The organism is Companilactobacillus sp. (assembly GCF_022484265.1).
GTDB lineage: Bacteria > Bacillota > Bacilli > Lactobacillales > Lactobacillaceae > Companilactobacillus.
The window spans coordinates 764,849-782,819 of record NZ_JAKVLR010000001.1; the positions used below are offsets into that span (position 1 = coordinate 764,849).

The window sequence follows — 17,971 nt, forward strand, 5'->3', positions numbered from 1 at the left end:
ATTTGGACCTCCCTTCATACTATCTTTTTATACATCTGATGGGTTGATTGCCATTGGAATATCAATGATCTTGCTCCATAGCTCGTCATCGATATGATATCCAGTGCCAGGACCGTTGTAATCATTTGTATTATTTACGGCTGAAATAACGTTCCAGTCTTTATCAAAGATAGCTGAAGTTTGTAGGAAGTCACCGGCAATTCTTTGTTGTAGAAGGTTCAATACGGCTTGGGCAACATCTGTGAAGCCACCTGCATAAAGACCTTTGATGATGTCGATACCTGTAACTCCTCTATCCATGATGTCTTGAGCAGCTTTCATATCTTCAACCATGTTACGTTCTGGCATATCTTTTGAAGTAAATGCATAAGTAGCAGCTTCAACTTCTTCGTCAGTGATCTCAGGAAGATCTAGTGACTTGAAGACAGCTTGCAAGGCTTTAGCAGCTTTGTTTCTACCCTTGATGATGTCTGCTTCCTTAACAGGGACCAAACCACCATTGACCTTCAAATCACGTTGCATAGCATAGTAGTCGTCATAATCAGTTGCATCCATGTTTGAACCAGCAAAGGTATTGTCATAGTTAGGAACTGACGAATAACCTGATGAAATGTAATCAGTTCCGGCAAGGAATTGACCCAATAATCTTTCAGTTCTACGAATGTCTGAATGTGAGAATGCTTGGTCATTACCAGAAGCACATTCAATATCCATTGCCATACATAGAAGGTTTTCACCTAGAACTTCACGAATACCTGAAGGAACAGCTCCGGGGATACCGATACATGAAACAGCACCATTTTGAAGACCTTGTACACCACAACCTTTTGTGATGAAAATACAACGTGCTTCAAGATAAAGCATTGATTTCTTTTCGGCATATCCCATCATAACTTCTGAACCTGAACCAGATGTGAAACGCATCTTTAGTCCACGGGATGCATAACATGATGCTAAGAATCCTTTGGACCAAGGTGTATCATCACCATCGGTAAATACTTGTTCAGTACCATAAACGGAAATTGTTTCGGCATAAGCAGTAAAACCACGCATACCTAAACTCAATTCCTCAGCTTCCTCAACTGAACATTGTGTAAGAACACCAGGACGTCCAGTTTGAGCACCGACCATGATTGAAATGGCATTTAATGGTGCGTAACGAGCAACGGCTGTTGTTGTTTCTTGTTCAGGAAAACCTCTCAAGGCTGCATCAGCAGCATCAGCAGCAATCAAAACAGGATTATCACGAATGTTTGTAACGTGTCCTTGTGTTGCTGGTGTCTTACGTGGACGCATCTTTTGAGTAGCCATCATCATTTCAACGAAATTAAGTTGTTCGATTACTTCGGCAGCCTTTGCAGGTGTAAATCCGGTAGTAATTGGGATGATCTTGTCACGAGTAACATTAGGATCGCACAACATGTTGGCGATCTTTTGTGAATCCATGGCAAGTACTTTTTCAGTTGTGTCTTTGTTGATTGAATGTTTAGCAATGAAGCTATCGATCAAATCGAAATCTTCTTTTTTCTTACCATCCAATTCAACAATTTCACCATTTTCAATTTTTACACTAGGTTTGGGATCGTAAGGTCCGTCCATTGCAACGAAACCTTCTTCAGGCCATTCATCAACGAAACCGTCTTCATGAACTGGTCTTTTTTCCAACTCCTCAAATCTCTTTTGTCTCTTCAAATTATCCACCTCACGTCTGGATATATTTTTTCGTTATTTAGATATATGAAGGATAATCATTTGTTGGTGTACCACCTAATTGGCTCAATAACTTGATACCAACTTCACGGGCAGAAAGAACTGCTTGTCTAACAGCTCCTGACTCACCAGAAATGTGTAGAATACCTTCGTTTGAAAAACTTGTTCCATGTGCAGGTGATGCAAATGAAAGTGCTTCAACATTAGCAGCTTTCATAGCAACATCGGCCATGACAACACCGATACCAGCTGGGGCACCAGCAATCAATCCGTAAGCCTTACCTTCGGGAGCTCCGAAAGCTAAGTTACATGCTTGACTTGCACGAGCTGTGTATTGTAATTCCAAGTGTCCTGCAGGAGTGTTATAAACATCCCCGAAGTGCTTTGGAACGTTCTTTAATGCGATATGTACGGCTTGACGAACGTCAGAAACGTCATCGCCACCGACAATGATCAAAGAACCATGTCCAGCTCCTCCTTTAGTATCACGAGGCATTTGAATACTAATAGCTTGTGTATTAGTACCCTTAACTGCTTCGTCCATTGACATAATTTGTGGTCCGCCACCGGTTCTTGCGGATAGAATACCGATTGATCTATATGGATGGTCAACATGAAGATTCTTCAATAATTCAGGATCAACATTTGCAATGGCCATTCCGATCGTATCTCCAATCGGTGCTGTTCCAATAAATTCTGTTACTCCATTAATAGATGAACTCAAGCGACTCACACCTACTTTCCGTTTGTTATCAACAACATTGTTTCTTAGGACCTGAGCTAGAACTTTTTCAACTAATTCATTTTCATCAGGCGTCTGCATTGATTAGTCTCCTATTTCTTTGCAGTTTCTAATGCGATTAGCTTATCAACATCTTCGTGTGGACGAGGAATTACGTAGTTAGATGTAACTTCGCCAATGTTTTCAGCGGCTGAAACACCTGCATCAACAGATGCGTTAACTGCACCAACATCACCACGAACCATGATTGTAACTAGTCCATGTCCAACTTTTTGTTCGCCAACTAGGGTTACGTTAGCTGCTTTGAGCATTGCATCAGCAGCTTCAATAGCTGGGACCAATCCTCTCGTTTCTACCAAACCTAAGGCTTCGAGTGCCATAATTAGTACCTCCATTAATTAAAAATTGAATACTCTTGTAGTATAAGATAAATTTTATGAAAAAGTTGTTACTTTTTTAACAAGGGCATGATATTGGAACTCCATTGATTTTTAATTTCACAATAATAATCCTGATGGAATACGGTTCCATTGCATTGTTATCACATATTTCACAATAGTGGGTGATGTAATATTCGACTAGATAATGAAAACCCTTGCAAAAAAAATTGATATTTTTGCAATTTCTTGTTGTTTTAACGCTTTCACGCTTGATATATCAACATTTACGGTGGTAGAGTAAAGAAAACTTTTTCAAGATATTGACCATCATGTACAATAATGTGACACTAAATATAATATGTGAAGTGACAAACAAAATAGGAGTGATCATCGTGAGTTTCAAGATCGTAGCCTTCTGTGGCAGTAGTAAGCCGGGTTCTTATAATCAATATTTGATAAATTTTCTTCGTAAAAAGTATATTAATGAAATGAATTTGCAAATTTTAGATATTGACGACCTACCATTTTTAAAATTTATGAAATATGAAGATTTTCCTTCCAAAGTGAAGTATATGTGCCAAAGCATTCAATCAGCAGATGGATTGGTAATCGCTACTCCGGAGATCAATCACGGGATGACGGCAAATGTTAAAAACGCCATCGATTGGTGTTCGATGGTCCCTCACCTGCTTTGGCATAAGCCGGTCATGCTAATGGGAGCTTCAACTGGTCCACTTGGAACTGTTCGTGCCCAAATGCAATTACGTCAAGTTTTAGAATCTCCCATGATCAATTCTCGAGTAACTCGTTCGATTGAATGTTTAGTAACTAACGCTCAAGATTTGTTCGATGAGAATGGAAATTTAACTTCACAAAAATCGATTGATGTTATGGATCAACAGTTCAACGAATTTAAACAATTAATCAATGAAAGAAATCAGGAACTTGCACATGAATGATGAAAAATTCCCTGAAAGAATAATCCAGGAATACGTTCCTGGTAAACAGATCACCTTGGCACACATTATGGCTAATCCTAATCCAGACTTATATGAAAAATTAGGTGCTTTGAACACGACTGATCCAATCGGAATCATTACGCTAACACCCGCTGAATCAACGATCATTGCAGGTGACATTGCGATTAAATCCGGCGATGTTAAAGTTGCCTTTTTAGACCGTTTTAGTGGCTCATTATTTTTAGTTGGCAGAATTGACGACCTTGAAACTTCTTTGCAGGCCGTTCTCGATTATTTTGAAAAGAGACTGAAATTTAGTGTTACAATGATTACCAGAAGTTAACAAAATTTGGGGGAAAATCATGAAAAAACTAGCTTCGTTTCTATTCGCATTTTTACTATTGATCGGACTTGCAGCTCCTGCTACAACAGCTCAAGCAAAGAGCAATAATAACAACATCAAAGTTACTTATACTTTGAAGAATAATAAGAAACAAATTGGCAAAAAGACTATCACTCTTAAGAAAAACGATTCTGTTATGAAGGGTCTTAAAAAGGGCTGGAAAGTATCAGAAAGCAAGGGTTATATCACTTCTATCGATGGTCACAAGCAAAACGACAAGAAGCAAATCTACTGGACATACACTGTTAACAAGAAACAAGTTAACGTTGGTGCCAACAAGAAGAAGCTTCACAATAAGGACCATGTTGAATTTAAGTTATCAAAATATGAATCAGGTAAATAAGTATTAAAAAAGTCGGGACAAGAAATTAATTTTTCTTGTTCCGACTTTTTTTGGTTGTTGGTTTGCTTAAACTTATTTCTGTGTGGTATGAGGGCCGACTTCGGGGTGGTTCCGCTCCTCGGCGCTGGAACGCTGTGGGTACACTTGAAACTTATTGCAAAGACCGCAACAATTTCCAAGCTGCACCTTTGCCTAAGCACTGCTTCGCATTGCTAACGCAAATCTCACGGCTTAGGCCGAACGCTCCACCACCCCGAAGTCTAAACATCGTTAATTCAAAATCTCTATGTATTTTTTGAAATAAGGTATGCATCGTTTGTAGTCGTAAACTTTAATTGGGTCTAAATTTTCTTTGTTGATTATTTCTCAGTGATGCTTCGCATCACTTGCGATTACATATTTTATTCACTTCTTGGTTATATGTCGGTTGCCTTGTTGTGATTTTTGACCATGTTTTAATACTCTTCTCTTGCCTTCAAGTCCACTCGAACGTCTATAATGATCACTTGCAAAATCAAAGTTATAAGGAGAATGATGTTTATGAGTACTGTTTTAATTCTCGGAGCCAGCTCTCCCACTGCTCAGGCATTCATCAAGATGATGAATACTGAATATTCTGATGTTCACCTACGATTATTCGTTCGCAATATTAACAAATTGCCAATGGAACAACGGCATAAATTTGATATTATCATTGGCGATGGCTCTAACTATGAGGATTACGTTCGGGCGTTAGTCGATGTAGATTACATTTACAATTCTATCGGCGGTTTAGGTACTGGAGAATATACTCCAATTTTGATCAAAGCTATCAAAGATACTAAAACAAATATCAAACATGTCGTTGATATTTCTGCTGGTGGGATCTATGGTGAATACCTATCTGGTGACAACCAATATCTGTCCGCGGTTAGAACAATGTATCCGGAATATACCCAAAACCAACTTAATAAGCTTTCTTGGTACAAAAAATCTGGTTTAGATTTCACCATATTTAGACCTGGATTGATTAAAAATGGACCTGAAACTTCGGTAGTCACGCATGACACTGATTATCGAAAAATTGGCGAGAATCAATTTAATATTAACCGTGCTACTCTTGCTAGAGCAGCAATTAACGCATTGTTTAATAACAAATATGATTGTGAAAGTTTATCAGTATCTAACGGAAAATCTGCGTAAAAAAAAGGTACGAACCTGCTTGGGTTCGTACCTTTTTGCGTTTTCCTAATTATTTTGGCAAGACGTTGATTACATATAGTAACAGTAAGAATACGAAGAATAAGATGTACATTACTGGGTTGATTTCTTTACGTCTACCTGCTGCGATCATTGTCATTGGATATGCGATAAATCCAAAGGCAATTCCGTATGAAATGTTATACGTTAATGGCATTCCAACGATTGTTAAGAAAGCTGGCATAGCAATTTCGAATTTTTCCCAATCGATGTATTTCATTGATTGAGCCATTAAAATACCAACGATGATTAGAACTGGTGCGGTAACGTTTGATGTTACGACTGAAAGCAGTGGTGAGAAAAACATTGCTAGTGCAAACATTACACCGACTGTTAATGATGTCAGACCGGTTCTACCACCAATGGCAATACCTGCTGATGATTCGACATAAGCTGCAGTTGGTGTTGTACCCATAACAGCTCCACCTAACATTGAAACTGAGTCGGCCATCAATGCACGACCAATTCTTGGCATTTTATTATTCTTCATGAATCCGGCTTGTTCAGCTAAACCAATCAAAGTACCGGCTGTATCGAAGAATGCAACTAATAAGAAGATCAAAACAACGGCCCAAAGCTGTGGTTGTTTAATATCGCCAAGATGTTGAATAGCAACACCAAATGTTGGTTTCAAACTTGGAATCGTTGAAATAACGTGACTTGGAAGTGGAATCAACTTAGTAGCTAATCCTAAAACAGTCGTTAAAATCATACCAATGAAGATTGAACCTGGAACCTTTTTGGCCATCAAAATCCCGGTAACAACTAAACCGAAAATAGTTAGCCAAGTTGTTGGAACAGTGAATGAACCCATAGTTACAAGTGTTGACTTACTTGCAGTGATCAAGCCACCGCCTTGCAATCCAACGAATGCAATGAAGATACCAATACCAGCAGCAACTGCCAGTTTAAGGTCATGTGGGATCGAATCGATAACGATCTCACGAATTTTTAAGACAGAGATGATCAAGAAAATAATACTTGATACGAAAACACCTGCCATCGCTGTCTGCCAAGGAATACCCATGGCTAAAACAACTGAGTAAGTAAAGAACGCATTGTCCCCAAGACCTGGAGCAATTGCGATTGGATAATTAGCTAATAAAGCCATTAAAACTGAACCTAATATTGCTGACAATGCAGTAGCAGTAAAAACTGCCCCCTTGTCCATTCCTGCAGTGCCTAAAACTTGTGGGTTAACGAACAAAATATATGCCATTGAGACAAATGTCGTTAAACCAGCTAGAATTTCACGTTTGACGGTTGTTCCATTTTCATTTAAATGAAACAGACGTTCAACAAAACTCTGATTGTTGTTTCCGTTTGAAAGATCCAATTTATTACGCCCCTTAAAATATTACTTATTGAATAACCACAGTATGACAAATAATAATAGTTTTTGCAAGAAAAACCGAAACATTGCGTATTAATATTTGGATATTGTTCGTGATTATTTATATTTTTGTTACTCAAGTACTTGTCTTTTCAGAATAAAGCGTATAGGATATTGGATAAATAAATCAGACACAACAATTGGAGTGTGAATCAATGTTACCTAAAAGAGTCAGTCGTGAATTCATAAATGGTTTACCAAAATCCGAACTTCATGTTCATTTGGAGGGAACCTTGGAGCCAGAGTTAAAACTTAAATTGGCTCAAAAAAATCATATCGATATTGGACAAGAAACCGTTGAAGATGTTGAAAAAACTTACCACTATTCGAATCTAGCGTCATTTCTAGCTGTCTACTATCCAGGTATGGACGTCCTACAAACGGAAGAAGATTTTTATGAATTAGCAATGGCTTACCTTCAAAAAGCAGCCTCTCAAGGAGTTTTGCATACTGAAATGTTCTTCGATCCACAAGCTCACATCGTCCGTGGCGTTCCATTGCAATTTGTCATCGACGGCTTTTATCAAGCCTGTGTCGATGCACGTGCATTTGGAATTGATGCTCATTTGATCATGTGTTTCTTGCGTGATATGTCAGCTAGGTCTGCAATGGACTTGTTGCATGCTGTTCAACCATACCGCAATAAGATTCTTGGTATTGGCTTAGATTCTGATGAGCATCACAATCCACCACTAAAATTCATGCAACCCTTCAGTATGGCGGTTGAACAAGGTTATCACATCACGATGCATGCAGATGTCGATCAAATTGATTCAATTGACCATATCAAACAAGCTCTAGAAATTATCAACGTTGAACGATTGGACCACGGAACTAACATCGTCGAAAATAAAGATTTAGTCGACTGGGTCAATCAATTGCATTTAGGCTTGACCTCATGTCCACTATCGAATGAACTGATCACCGATAATGATTTGAAAGGTGACGAAATCCTCGATCTCTTAGATGAAGGCGTTAAAGTCTCAATCAATTCAGATGATCCTGCTTACTTTGGTGGATACATTGCCGATAACTATGCAGCATTGGCAAATGAATATAAGGTCACTCCACAACAGTTAGTTACTTTAGCTAAGAACTCGTTTGAAACTGCTTGGATCAGTGATAAGCAAAAGCAATTCTACTTAGAAGATATTGATAATTATGTAGAAGAATTTGAAAATTAAGCATAAAAAAAAGTTGAGATGAAATCATCTCAACTTTTTTATTTGTATTAAGCAGCTTGTTTAGTTGCGGCACTGATTTTAATAGTTCCATCAACTAAGTCTGCTTGTAGATTTTTAACGTCCAAGTTATCAAGATAAAATTCTGCAACTTTATCTCTGATTTGTTGTTCGATCACACGACGTAATGGTCTTGCACCCATTGCTTCATCGTATCCTTGATCGATCAACCATGATTTAGCTTCTTTACTAATTGATAATGTGAGACCTTTTTTAGCTAAGTTAGCTTCTACATCGTCGAGTAATAGGTCAACGATTTGGTTAAGATCTTTCTTGGTAAGATGTGTAAATTCAACGATTCCATTGAATCTGTTCAAAAATTCGGGACGGAAGTATGGAGCTAGTTTGTCCATTAATTTTTCGTCTTTCTTAGTATCGTTACCAAATCCAGCATTTGAAGTTGCAATAATGATTGTATTCTTGAAGTCGACGACATTACCTTGTCCGTCAGTCAAACGACCATCATCCATTACTTGTAGTAGTAATGTTAGAACTTGTGGGTTAGCTTTTTCAATTTCATCAAGTAGAACAATTGAATAAGGATTACGTCTTACTTTTTCAGTCAAAGTGTTGCCGTTATCTTCATATCCAACGTAACCGGCTGATGTACCGATCAATTTAGATACCGCAGTTAGGTCTGAATATTCAGACATATCCAAACGAATGATGGCATGTTCGTTGCCAAACATATCGCCTGCCAAACGTTTTACTAATTCAGTTTTACCAACGCCAGTTGGTCCAACGAATAAGAAGCTACCGATTGGACGGTCGCCATCGTCGAATCCGGCACGATTACGACGAATTGCTCTAACGACCATATCAACAGCCTTATCTTGGCCAATGACCTTGCTCTTTAAACGTTTACTCATTCCCTTTAATCTTTCGATATCACTAGTTCCCATTTGAGAAACCGGAACACCAGTCAATCTTTGAACTGATTCAGCTATATCGTTGACTGTAGCGACTGTTTCTTCTGGTTCAACGTCGCCATTAGCTAATTTCTTGTCGATATCTTCAATCTTTTGTTTTAACGAAGCAGCTTTTTCAAAATCTTCTTGCTGGGCTGCTTTTTCCTTATCAGCTTCTGCAGCCTTACGGTCTTTTTCCAAAGTTACTTTGTCAGTGACTGGATGCTTTGCTGCCAAGTGAGCAGCTGTCATATCCATTAAGTCGATTGCCTTATCTGGCAATGATCTTTGTGGCAAGTATTGAACTGAGTAATCAACGGCGGCCTTTAAAACATCATCTGGTAATTTTACATGATGATGGTTTTCGTAGGCACTACGTAATCCCTTCAAAATTTGGTATGAAGCTTCTTTGCTAGGTTCGTTGATTGTTACATCATTGAATCTTCTAGCCAATGCTCCATCTTTCATGATGGTATTACGATATTCGTCTTGTGTTGTAGCACCGATGATCGATAGTTCACCACGGCTTAAAGCTGGTTTGATAATGTCAGCCAAGCCCTTGCTGCCATCTTCGCCACCTGATGCTCCAGCACCAATAATTTGATGAATTTCATCAAAGAATAATACGACGTTGCCTGCTTCCTCAACTTCTTTGATCAAGTTTTGAACATTTTCTTCAAATGAACCACGGTATTGCGTACCTGCTTCAAGTGAAGATAAATCAACAGAAATGATCTGCTTGTCTTTAATGGCTTCTGGTACGTCACCCTTAACGATAGCTTGTGCTAGTCCTTCTACAACAGCAGTCTTACCAACACCGGCATCACCAACTAAAATGGGATTATTCTTAGTACGTCTGCTTAAGATCTCAGCAGTTTCTTGGATCTCTTTTTCACGTCCAATTACTGGATCAAGTTTTCCATCTTTAGCTTCTTGTGTAAGATTACGTCCTAATTTACCTAATATGCCTTGTTGACTATTTGCTGGTTCTTGATTATTTACTGGAATTTGCGTTCCTTGTTTTGCTTCTTGATATTTTGCTAATTCTTCAGGTGTTAATTCATGTCCATTTACATAGTATTTGGTGCCTGAATTACCCTGTCCGTTTGTGCTTAAAAATCTATTAAAAATGTCGTCCATGTTGTTATTTGAAAATGGGTCTTCATCCCAAAATGATCTAGCCATATAATATGACCTCCCTATTTAAGATAATGCATTTCCAATTCACGCAGAACTCTCCACATCTCCAAGTCCTGTGCCTTGGCAATTGCATGTATATCTCTAATGTTTAATGATGTCGCGGAAGATTGTTTTTTGTTAAAAGATTTATGCAAAGTGGTATATCCATACCCGCTCTTTTTGGCAATTACATAAATCGATAAATTATTGTCTTTTAAATACGATTTGATATCTATATACATGATGCTTATCCTCCACAAATAATAGTATAGCACATTTGTGATATATTACAAGTGTGGTATACCACAAATGTGAAATAATTTTAATTTTTTTCATTTAGATTATTTTTGTTAAAATAAGTATAGTTCGTTTAGACTAGGAAGACTATGGTGAACAAATGAATGATCTACTAACTACCGCTGAGAAATTGCTCCAGATTTATTCCCAATTCGAATTACTGAATTTTCGGGCTCATAAGGCAATTCCACTCACCTTCAACAAAAAAGACAGTAAGAAGCTATTACCACAAAATAAACGATTATATTTTAGCTACCGTTACTTAAACCGTGAAAAGACTCGACTGACTAACCTTATTTTAAATAAGACGATCGATGTCCGCGACGAGATCTTCACTACTAATAAAGAACTCCACCCAGAACTGATCGATAAAGCTTTGAAATTAAAAAACATTGACGATACTCATAACGAGAATGCATCGTCAACGCCACGTAGGAATCGTAAGATCAATAAGCTCAAAAATTTGATCACGTTGATCGACGATGAAAACATCACGCTTAGCAAGGGATATCTAACTCAATTGATCATCTTGATCCACGATAACAAACCTGAGCTTTCCTACAAACGATCCAATCCTTATCAACCACAGGAACTCCTTAACAGTTTGGATTTTCGGACTGAATTGCTCCAGTTCGATTATGATCGTTACTTATATGAAGACTTTGAAACAGAAAGCTATTTAAAATACCTGATTTACACTCAAATCCATCGGATTCCAAAATACGTTAAATCATTCGATGCACGTGAAATCGTCCCTGAAGCGGAAAAATGTGGCTTTTCTGGGATTGCCTACGAAATCGAAATTGACGGGATTCATGAATGCTACGTAACTTTTAAAGGTACGGAAGCAGATATGGATTACACTGAGCGTTCCCGTCGTAAGCGCATGGAAAAATATATACTTGAAGGATATAAGGATTGGGATTACAACGTTAATGCCATTCTTATTGGTAACAACATCGATCTTGATCAAATGGATGCGGCAAAACAATTCATCCACTTCATCAAAGACCAAATTGGCGACGACTGCAAACTATTCGGTTTAGGACATTCATTAGGTGGACACTTCGTCCAGACTCTACAACTCGTCTACAATACCTTTGATGCCGGATATACCATGAATTCTGCTCCCGTGCAGTTGAAACAAGTTAAGATGTTAAAGCCTGACCTGCTTTCAGAATCCAACTGGGATAAGTTATTTAAAATAACCGAGGATAAAACTATCACTCCTGAACTAAATAAGGAGATTAAGAAGCTTTTACCACGTGACTATCCAGAGATAATCAACGAATATTTTGCCAGGGACCTTACGCAAATATTTTTGGAACTTCCTTATACTATTTGGGTCGGCCAGAAGTGGGACTACGATTTTACCGAATGGGACTATCCATTCAAGATTCATCCCAGACAATACCTCTCCCTATCAGAAATTAATTCCTATCAGAAATTTTTTGAAGAGTTATTTGCCTATACCAAGGATTCAAAAACCGGTGCTAAAATTATGCGTCAAGGTATGAATTTTGCGATTGATCGCGTCCGACAACTTAGAGACGACATTAACAAGCCTGAGACTTATCAATTTTTCTATGACTATTCTAATTACCTTTACTCATCTGGTATTTTCTTAGACAAGCCCAAAGTCGTCACCGAATATTTGAGTAATCCCAATGACGGTTCTGTCTGGAAGAGTTCACGCCGAGAATGGCCATTCCTAAGAAGTTTGAATCGGGACATGCTCGATTTATCGATCTACTTCCATATTATTTATGGTTCAAAGCATTTTATGACTAAAAAGCCTAACAGCATTATCAAATAAAACGAATGCCAGAAATTTTCGGCATTCGTTTTTTGCATTATTTAATCAAAATATTATGATATTTTAAGTTTAAATACATATCATGCGATATAATTATTTACGTATATTCATACTAATAACAATACTGGAAGGACAGATTCAATGGATTCTGATAAAGATTTTGGATATGTATATGTTTGTGAGAACAAAAGTTTTCCTGGAAAATACAAGATCGGTCAAACTCGTAATTTAAAAAATCGCATGCACCAATTCAACAACACAGGATTCCCAGACGGCAATCCGACTTTATTAGATTTTGCTGTATATTTAAAAAATTATAAACGTGCTGAACGACTGCTCCACAAGGCGTTATCGGAAAAACGGGAAAGCACCGACAAAGAATTTTTTCTATGCACCTTCAATCAAGTTAAGTATATTTTTGAATTATTGAAGTTTAATGATGAAGATGCTCGATTGGTCCATCCTGAAGAAATCAACTCATTCATTACCGGCAAAGAGATCAAACACATCAAGAGAAAAATCGGCACACGCCCAAACAGAACCTTCAAATATCTGAATATTCAGCCTGGGACTAAGTTGTCATATAAAGAGGACCCTAAGATGCAAGTAACAGTACTCGATGGCAAAAATCAAGTTTTATGTTGTTGTGGCAAACAGCATAGCTTATCAAGAGCAGCAATTTGTTGCTATGACAATTTCCACGACTTGCCAGAAGAAAAACGCGGTCGTGATCGAAACGGATTCGCATTTTTTACTTATCAAGGTATTTTGCTCAGTAAGCGCAAACCAATGGTACACGCAGAATTAGATTAAAATAGTCTCCCAAACGGAGGCTATTTTAATTTGGTCATCAAAAAAGAGAGAATGCAATTGCATTCTCCCTTTTTGAAACGAGTTGCGAACATCCTGATTGTCTAAATCGCAATCTACCCTATTCTGGGCAATGCTCAAAATACACCCAGCATTTTCACTCTCTTATTTTATAGACGTTTGTTTAATTCTTTTCCTAGTTCTTCAAATCCTGGTTTGCCAAGTAATCCGAACATGTTCTTCTTGTATGCTTCAACACCTGGTTGGTTGAATGGGTTGATTCCGTTCAAGTAACCTGAAATTGCAACTGCTGCTTCGAAGAAGTAGATCAAGTATCCTAATGTAAATGCGTCTTGTTCTGGAATGTGAACACTCATAACAGGAACGCCACCATCAGTATGTGCTAATACAACACCTTCGTATGCACGCTTGTTAGCAAAGTCCATTGTCTTGCCTTCAAGATACTTCAAACCATCAAGGTCTTTTTCTTCTGAAGGAATTTCAAGGTCATGTCTTGGCTTGTCGATCATAACTACAGTTTCCATCAAGTTACGACGACCTTCTTGAATGTATTGACCTAATGAGTGAAGGTCAGTTGAGAAGTTAGCTGATGAAGGATAGATACCCTTTTGGTCTTTACCTTCTGATTCACCCATTAATTGCTTCCACCATTCACCTAAGTATTGAAGGTTTGGTTCGTAGTTTTCAAGCAATTCTGTGGTATAACCTTTACGGTACAAGATATTTCTAAGTGCTGCATATTTGTATGCATCGTTCTTTTCGATATCTGAGTCTGAATAGTCAGTACGAGCTGCTGCTGCACCTTCCATTAACTTGTCGATGTCGATACCAGCAACGGCGATTGGCAATAGACCAACAGCTGAAAGTACTGAGTAACGTCCACCTAAGTCATCAGGAACAACGAATTCTTCGTAGCCTTCTGCATCAGATTCGCTCTTCAAGGCACCCTTAGCACGGTCAGTTGTTGCAAAGATACGTTCTTTTGCTCCTTCTTTACCATACTTTTCAACCAATTTAGCCTTCAAAATTCTGAAAGCAATTGATGGTTCTGTAGTTGTACCTGATTTTGAAATAACATTGATACTGAAATCACGATCTCCAATTACATCGATCAAGTCTGATAAGTAGTTTGGAGAAATTGAATTACCAGCAAAGTAAACTTCTGGAACATCGCGATTATTTTTAACGTTGTAGAATGATGAACTCAAGAAATCAATTGCCATACGTGCACCGAGGTATGAACCACCGATACCGATACCAACAAATACTTCTGAGTTTGATTGAATCTTCTTAGCCGCTTTCTTGATACGAGCAAATTCATCTTTGTCGTAGTTTACAGGTAAGTCGAGGAAGCCACGGAAATCGTTACCAGCACCAGTACCTTCACGTAATTCTGTGTCAGCAGCAGTAACCATTGCTTGCATTTCACCAAGTTCGTTATCATGAACAAACTTGCCTAATTTTGAATCATCAAATTTAATATGTGTCATTTCTTCTCTTCTCCTCCAAGTCTCTAAAAACTAGATTAATCATTTTTCATCATAATTTCAATTCTTTTATACGTTTTTTCACAATATGACAAATAAAATATAACAGAAATCCGATTGCAGTTCCAATTGTATTACTTATCACGTCATCGATATCGGTCACTCCAGTCCGTAATACAAACTGAAAAGCCTCAATTGATACGGAGATAGTGGCACCAATCAGGACTACCCGCCAGAAACCACGATTTTTTTTGCCTAAAGCCGGGATAAAAATACCCATTGGGATAAACCAAACAATGTTGCCGAATAAATTATAGAAGAAATCTAGCGGCGATTGCCCATTTAACAATTTAAAGGTTTCTATAAACGGCACTAGATTGATTTCTGACAACGATCGATGCCAATAAAATTTGAATTGCCACAAAAAGTAACCATCCCTAAAGACTGTTAAGGAGTATAGTAGAAAAACGTAGAATGCAAATGCGGAAAGCCAAAATTCATGGCTAAACGTTGACTTTTTATGTTTAAGTCTCAACCACAGCATTCTTAAAAAAATAAAGAATAAAGTATAAAGAATCGCTTTGTCTACCCCATAGAGAGATAAACGAATCAGCGGAAAATGATTTATTCTTGTTGAGTAGAGATTAGATATATAATTATATAGCGGTCCTAGAAATATCATTTTTATCATTCTCTCGCATTTTTTACTTAATACGTATTATACTTACATATTAAGTAATTTTAATATTTTCAATTAAATATATAAGGTAATTTTAAACTATAAAGGAATTTTTCCATGGTTAAATTAAAAAAATTTTTAAGTACCCGTTTGGGTTTTATGGCGATGCTGATTTTTTTCTTGTGGATCAAAACTGTCATCGCCTATTATAAGGATTTTTCATTAGGAATTGCTGATCCGATCCAGCACATTATTTTGATCATTAATCCCATTGCCACATCAACGATCTTGCTTGGTTTAGCACTGTACATTTATCGGGCAAAAATATCTTATATCGTCATGGGTATCGTCTATTTTCTAGAATCTGCTCTATTATATGGAAACATCTTGTACTATCGCCAATTCACAGACTTTTTATCCTTCAACACCATTACAGGTGCTGGCAAAGTTTCGAAAGGATTAGGCGCTAGTGCGGCAAATATGGCTAGTCCTCACGATATCATTTACTGGCTCGACTTCATTATAATTCTAGTATTATTGTTAACTCATTTTATAAAGATCGATAAACGTCCATTCAGAAAATTAAATGCCTTTGCAATTTCAATGTTAGGCGTTATGTTCTTCTCATTCAACCTCATGTTGTCTGAATGCAATCGCCCACAATTATTAGGTCGGACCTTCGATCGTGCTTATATTGTTAAGTATTTAGGATTCAATTCATACTTAGGATATGACTCGATCAAAACTGCTCAAAATTCGCAGGTCAGATCTACGGCGGTTGGAACAGATATGGACCACGTTCTCCAATATACCAACAGTCACTATGCTCAACCTAACCCAGTTTATTTTGGCAAGGCTAAGGGTAAAAATATTATCATCATCCACCTTGAGAGTTTCCAACAATTTTTGATTGGGATGAAGGTCAATGGACAAGAAGTTACGCCATTTTTAAACAGTCTTTACAATGATAAAAATACGATGTCTTTTGATAATTTCTATCATGAAGTTGGACAAGGCAAAACTAGTGATGCCGAGACAATGCTTGAATCAGGATTGTTTGGACTCCCTGAAGGTTCCTTCTTTACTAGTTTAGGAACTGACAATACCTTCCAAGCCGCACCAGCTATCCTTGGGCAAAAAGAAGGATACACTAGTGCCGTCTTCCATGGAAATATTGGTAGTTTTTGGAGTCGTAACGACGTCTACAAAAATATGGGCTACGATTACTTCTTTGATGAATCATACTTTAATCAACAGACAGAAAACTCCAGTATGGAATATGGTTTAAAAGATAAATTAGTTCTCTCAGAAAGCGTCAAATATCTCGAACAGTTGCAACAACCGTTTTATGCAAAATTCATTACTGTAACTAATCATTATCCGTTCCAACTACCTGAAGAGGATTTGAGCAACGATGGTTTCACCAAGCCTGACACCGACAATGAGGCGGTCAACGGCTATTTCCAGACTGCACACTACTTAGATAGCTCGCTGCAAGAATTTTTCCAATATCTTAAAGACAGTGGCATTTACGATAATTCAATGATCGTTTTATACGGTGACCATTACGGAATTTCTAATTCTCAAAACCCAGCTCTGGCAACGTTGATCAATCCTGACGAAGCAGCAACTTGGAACAATTTTGACAATACGCAACTGCAACGGGTTCCTTTCATGATCCACATGAAAGGTCTCAAAGGTGGCGTAAATCATACCTATGGCGGTGAAATCGACATACTGCCAACTATCTTGCATCTAGCTGGGATCAATACTAAACAATACATTCAAGTCGGTACTGACCTGCTTTCGAAAAATCACAGTCAAATCGTTGCCTTTAGAAATAAGAACTTTGTCACGCCAAACTACACTGTCTTAAAAAATTCTGATGGTGGCTACAATGTCTACCGCAACAAGACTGGTGAACAAGTCGACTTAGACAAAGATCCTGAGCTAAAAGCAAAAGTCGACAAATGGCAACAAGCCGTCAATGAAAAACTCCAAATATCCGATACAGTTAACAACAAAAACTTGTTGAGATTTTACACACCAAATGGTTTTAAACCTGTTGATCCTAAGGATTACGACTATAAGGACCAAATTCAACGCTTGTTGGATACACGTTCTGCATTAGGTCTCAAGTCAACCAGTATCTATTCTAAAAATGATAATCAATCGACAACCGGATTGTATCGAACCGACGCACCCGAATTAGGTGGCGACCGTTCATCAATCGACAGTTGGGATTACGTTAAAAACAATCCGAAAAAATAGCGAGCGTGACAAAACATGGTCAGAGCTTGAGCATTAACGTAAAAAAGGGACTAATTCGTGTTTTGAATTAGTTCCTTTTTGTAGTTACGTGTA

General features: G+C 37.8%; 16 protein-coding genes. 8 read left to right on the forward strand and 8 right to left on the reverse strand.

The genetic code is table 11. The annotated features are described in order from the left end of the window. Positions 1–27 precede the first annotated feature (27 nt). From LKF16_RS03915 to LKF16_RS03925, 3 genes are read right to left on the reverse strand one after another with little or no spacing between them, the layout of a single operon-like run. The gene (locus LKF16_RS03915) at positions 28–1,692 is read right to left on the reverse strand and encodes a propanediol/glycerol family dehydratase large subunit (protein WP_291468829.1); all 1,665 of its coding nucleotides are present in this window, start codon (positions 1,690–1,692) and stop codon (positions 28–30) included. A 37-nt stretch (positions 1,693–1,729) separates the two neighbouring features. Continuing rightward, positions 1,730–2,533 (reverse strand): propanediol utilization microcompartment protein PduB, encoded by an 804-nt coding sequence (gene pduB / locus LKF16_RS03920; RefSeq protein WP_291468831.1) that lies wholly within the window; start codon positions 2,531–2,533, stop codon positions 1,730–1,732. 11 nt (positions 2,534–2,544) lie between these two features. Next, positions 2,545–2,832: a BMC domain-containing protein gene (locus LKF16_RS03925; RefSeq protein WP_048702440.1), complete on the reverse strand. Its 288-nt coding sequence runs from the start codon at positions 2,830–2,832 to the stop codon at positions 2,545–2,547. A gap of 392 nt (positions 2,833–3,224) precedes the next feature. Here LKF16_RS03925 and LKF16_RS03930 point away from each other — a divergent pair, with 392 nt between their 5' ends. The 4 genes from LKF16_RS03930 (at position 3,225) to LKF16_RS03945 (ending at position 5,719) form a co-directional block, all read left to right on the forward strand. Next, positions 3,225–3,791 carry an NADPH-dependent FMN reductase gene (locus LKF16_RS03930; RefSeq protein WP_291468834.1) on the forward strand — a complete coding sequence of 189 codons (567 nt, stop codon included), beginning with the start codon at positions 3,225–3,227 and terminating at the stop codon, positions 3,789–3,791. Continuing rightward, positions 3,784–4,134 (forward strand): BMC domain-containing protein, encoded by a 351-nt coding sequence (locus tag LKF16_RS03935; protein WP_291468836.1) that lies wholly within the window; start codon positions 3,784–3,786, stop codon positions 4,132–4,134. The genes LKF16_RS03930 and LKF16_RS03935 overlap by 8 nt, the downstream gene beginning before the upstream one ends. Before the next feature lie 19 nt (positions 4,135–4,153). Then, complete coding sequence (locus LKF16_RS03940; protein WP_291468837.1) at positions 4,154–4,537, forward strand: DUF4430 domain-containing protein; 384 nt, start codon at positions 4,154–4,156, stop codon at positions 4,535–4,537. Positions 4,538–5,077: 540 nt separating this feature from the next. Beyond that, entirely contained in the window at positions 5,078–5,719 is a 642-nt protein-coding gene (locus LKF16_RS03945) for an NAD(P)-binding oxidoreductase (protein ID WP_291468839.1), read from the forward strand. Positions 5,720–5,768: 49 nt separating this feature from the next. Here LKF16_RS03945 and LKF16_RS03950 read toward each other — a convergent pair whose 3' ends face one another. Beyond that, entirely contained in the window at positions 5,769–7,112 is a 1,344-nt protein-coding gene (locus LKF16_RS03950) for an NCS2 family permease (RefSeq protein WP_291468841.1), read from the reverse strand. A gap of 212 nt (positions 7,113–7,324) precedes the next feature. Between LKF16_RS03950 and add the strand changes: the two genes are divergently transcribed. After that, the gene (gene add, locus LKF16_RS03955; RefSeq protein WP_291468843.1) at positions 7,325–8,353 is read left to right on the forward strand and encodes an adenosine deaminase; all 1,029 of its coding nucleotides are present in this window, start codon (positions 7,325–7,327) and stop codon (positions 8,351–8,353) included. A gap of 47 nt (positions 8,354–8,400) precedes the next feature. Here add and LKF16_RS03960 read toward each other — a convergent pair whose 3' ends face one another. Continuing rightward, positions 8,401–10,503, reverse strand: coding sequence for an ATP-dependent Clp protease ATP-binding subunit (locus LKF16_RS03960; RefSeq protein ID WP_291468845.1), 2,103 nt, complete (start codon positions 10,501–10,503; stop codon positions 8,401–8,403). A gap of 14 nt (positions 10,504–10,517) precedes the next feature. Further along, entirely contained in the window at positions 10,518–10,739 is a 222-nt protein-coding gene (locus tag LKF16_RS03965) for a transcriptional regulator (protein WP_291468847.1), read from the reverse strand. Between the two features lie 155 nt (positions 10,740–10,894). On the opposite strand from LKF16_RS03965, the gene LKF16_RS03970 reads away from it, so the two are divergent. Both LKF16_RS03970 and LKF16_RS03975 read left to right on the forward strand, forming a co-directional pair. After that, positions 10,895–12,610 carry a DUF6792 domain-containing protein gene (locus tag LKF16_RS03970; RefSeq protein ID WP_291468849.1) on the forward strand — a complete coding sequence of 572 codons (1,716 nt, stop codon included), beginning with the start codon at positions 10,895–10,897 and terminating at the stop codon, positions 12,608–12,610. Positions 12,611–12,751: 141 nt separating this feature from the next. Then, on the forward strand, positions 12,752–13,423 hold the full coding sequence (locus tag LKF16_RS03975) for a GIY-YIG nuclease family protein (RefSeq protein WP_291468851.1): 672 nt from the start codon (positions 12,752–12,754) through the stop codon (positions 13,421–13,423). Between the two features lie 167 nt (positions 13,424–13,590). Here LKF16_RS03975 and LKF16_RS03980 read toward each other — a convergent pair whose 3' ends face one another. Both LKF16_RS03980 and LKF16_RS03985 read right to left on the reverse strand, forming a co-directional pair. After that, positions 13,591–14,931, reverse strand: coding sequence for a glucose-6-phosphate isomerase (locus tag LKF16_RS03980; protein WP_291468853.1), 1,341 nt, complete (start codon positions 14,929–14,931; stop codon positions 13,591–13,593). Between the two features lie 49 nt (positions 14,932–14,980). Beyond that, entirely contained in the window at positions 14,981–15,619 is a 639-nt protein-coding gene (locus LKF16_RS03985; RefSeq protein WP_363305211.1) for a VanZ family protein, read from the reverse strand. A gap of 105 nt (positions 15,620–15,724) precedes the next feature. Between LKF16_RS03985 and LKF16_RS03990 the strand changes: the two genes are divergently transcribed. Next, positions 15,725–17,878, forward strand: a complete 2,154-nt coding sequence (locus LKF16_RS03990) for an LTA synthase family protein (protein WP_291468855.1) — start codon at positions 15,725–15,727, stop codon at positions 17,876–17,878. The last annotated feature ends 93 nt before the right edge of the window (positions 17,879–17,971 follow it).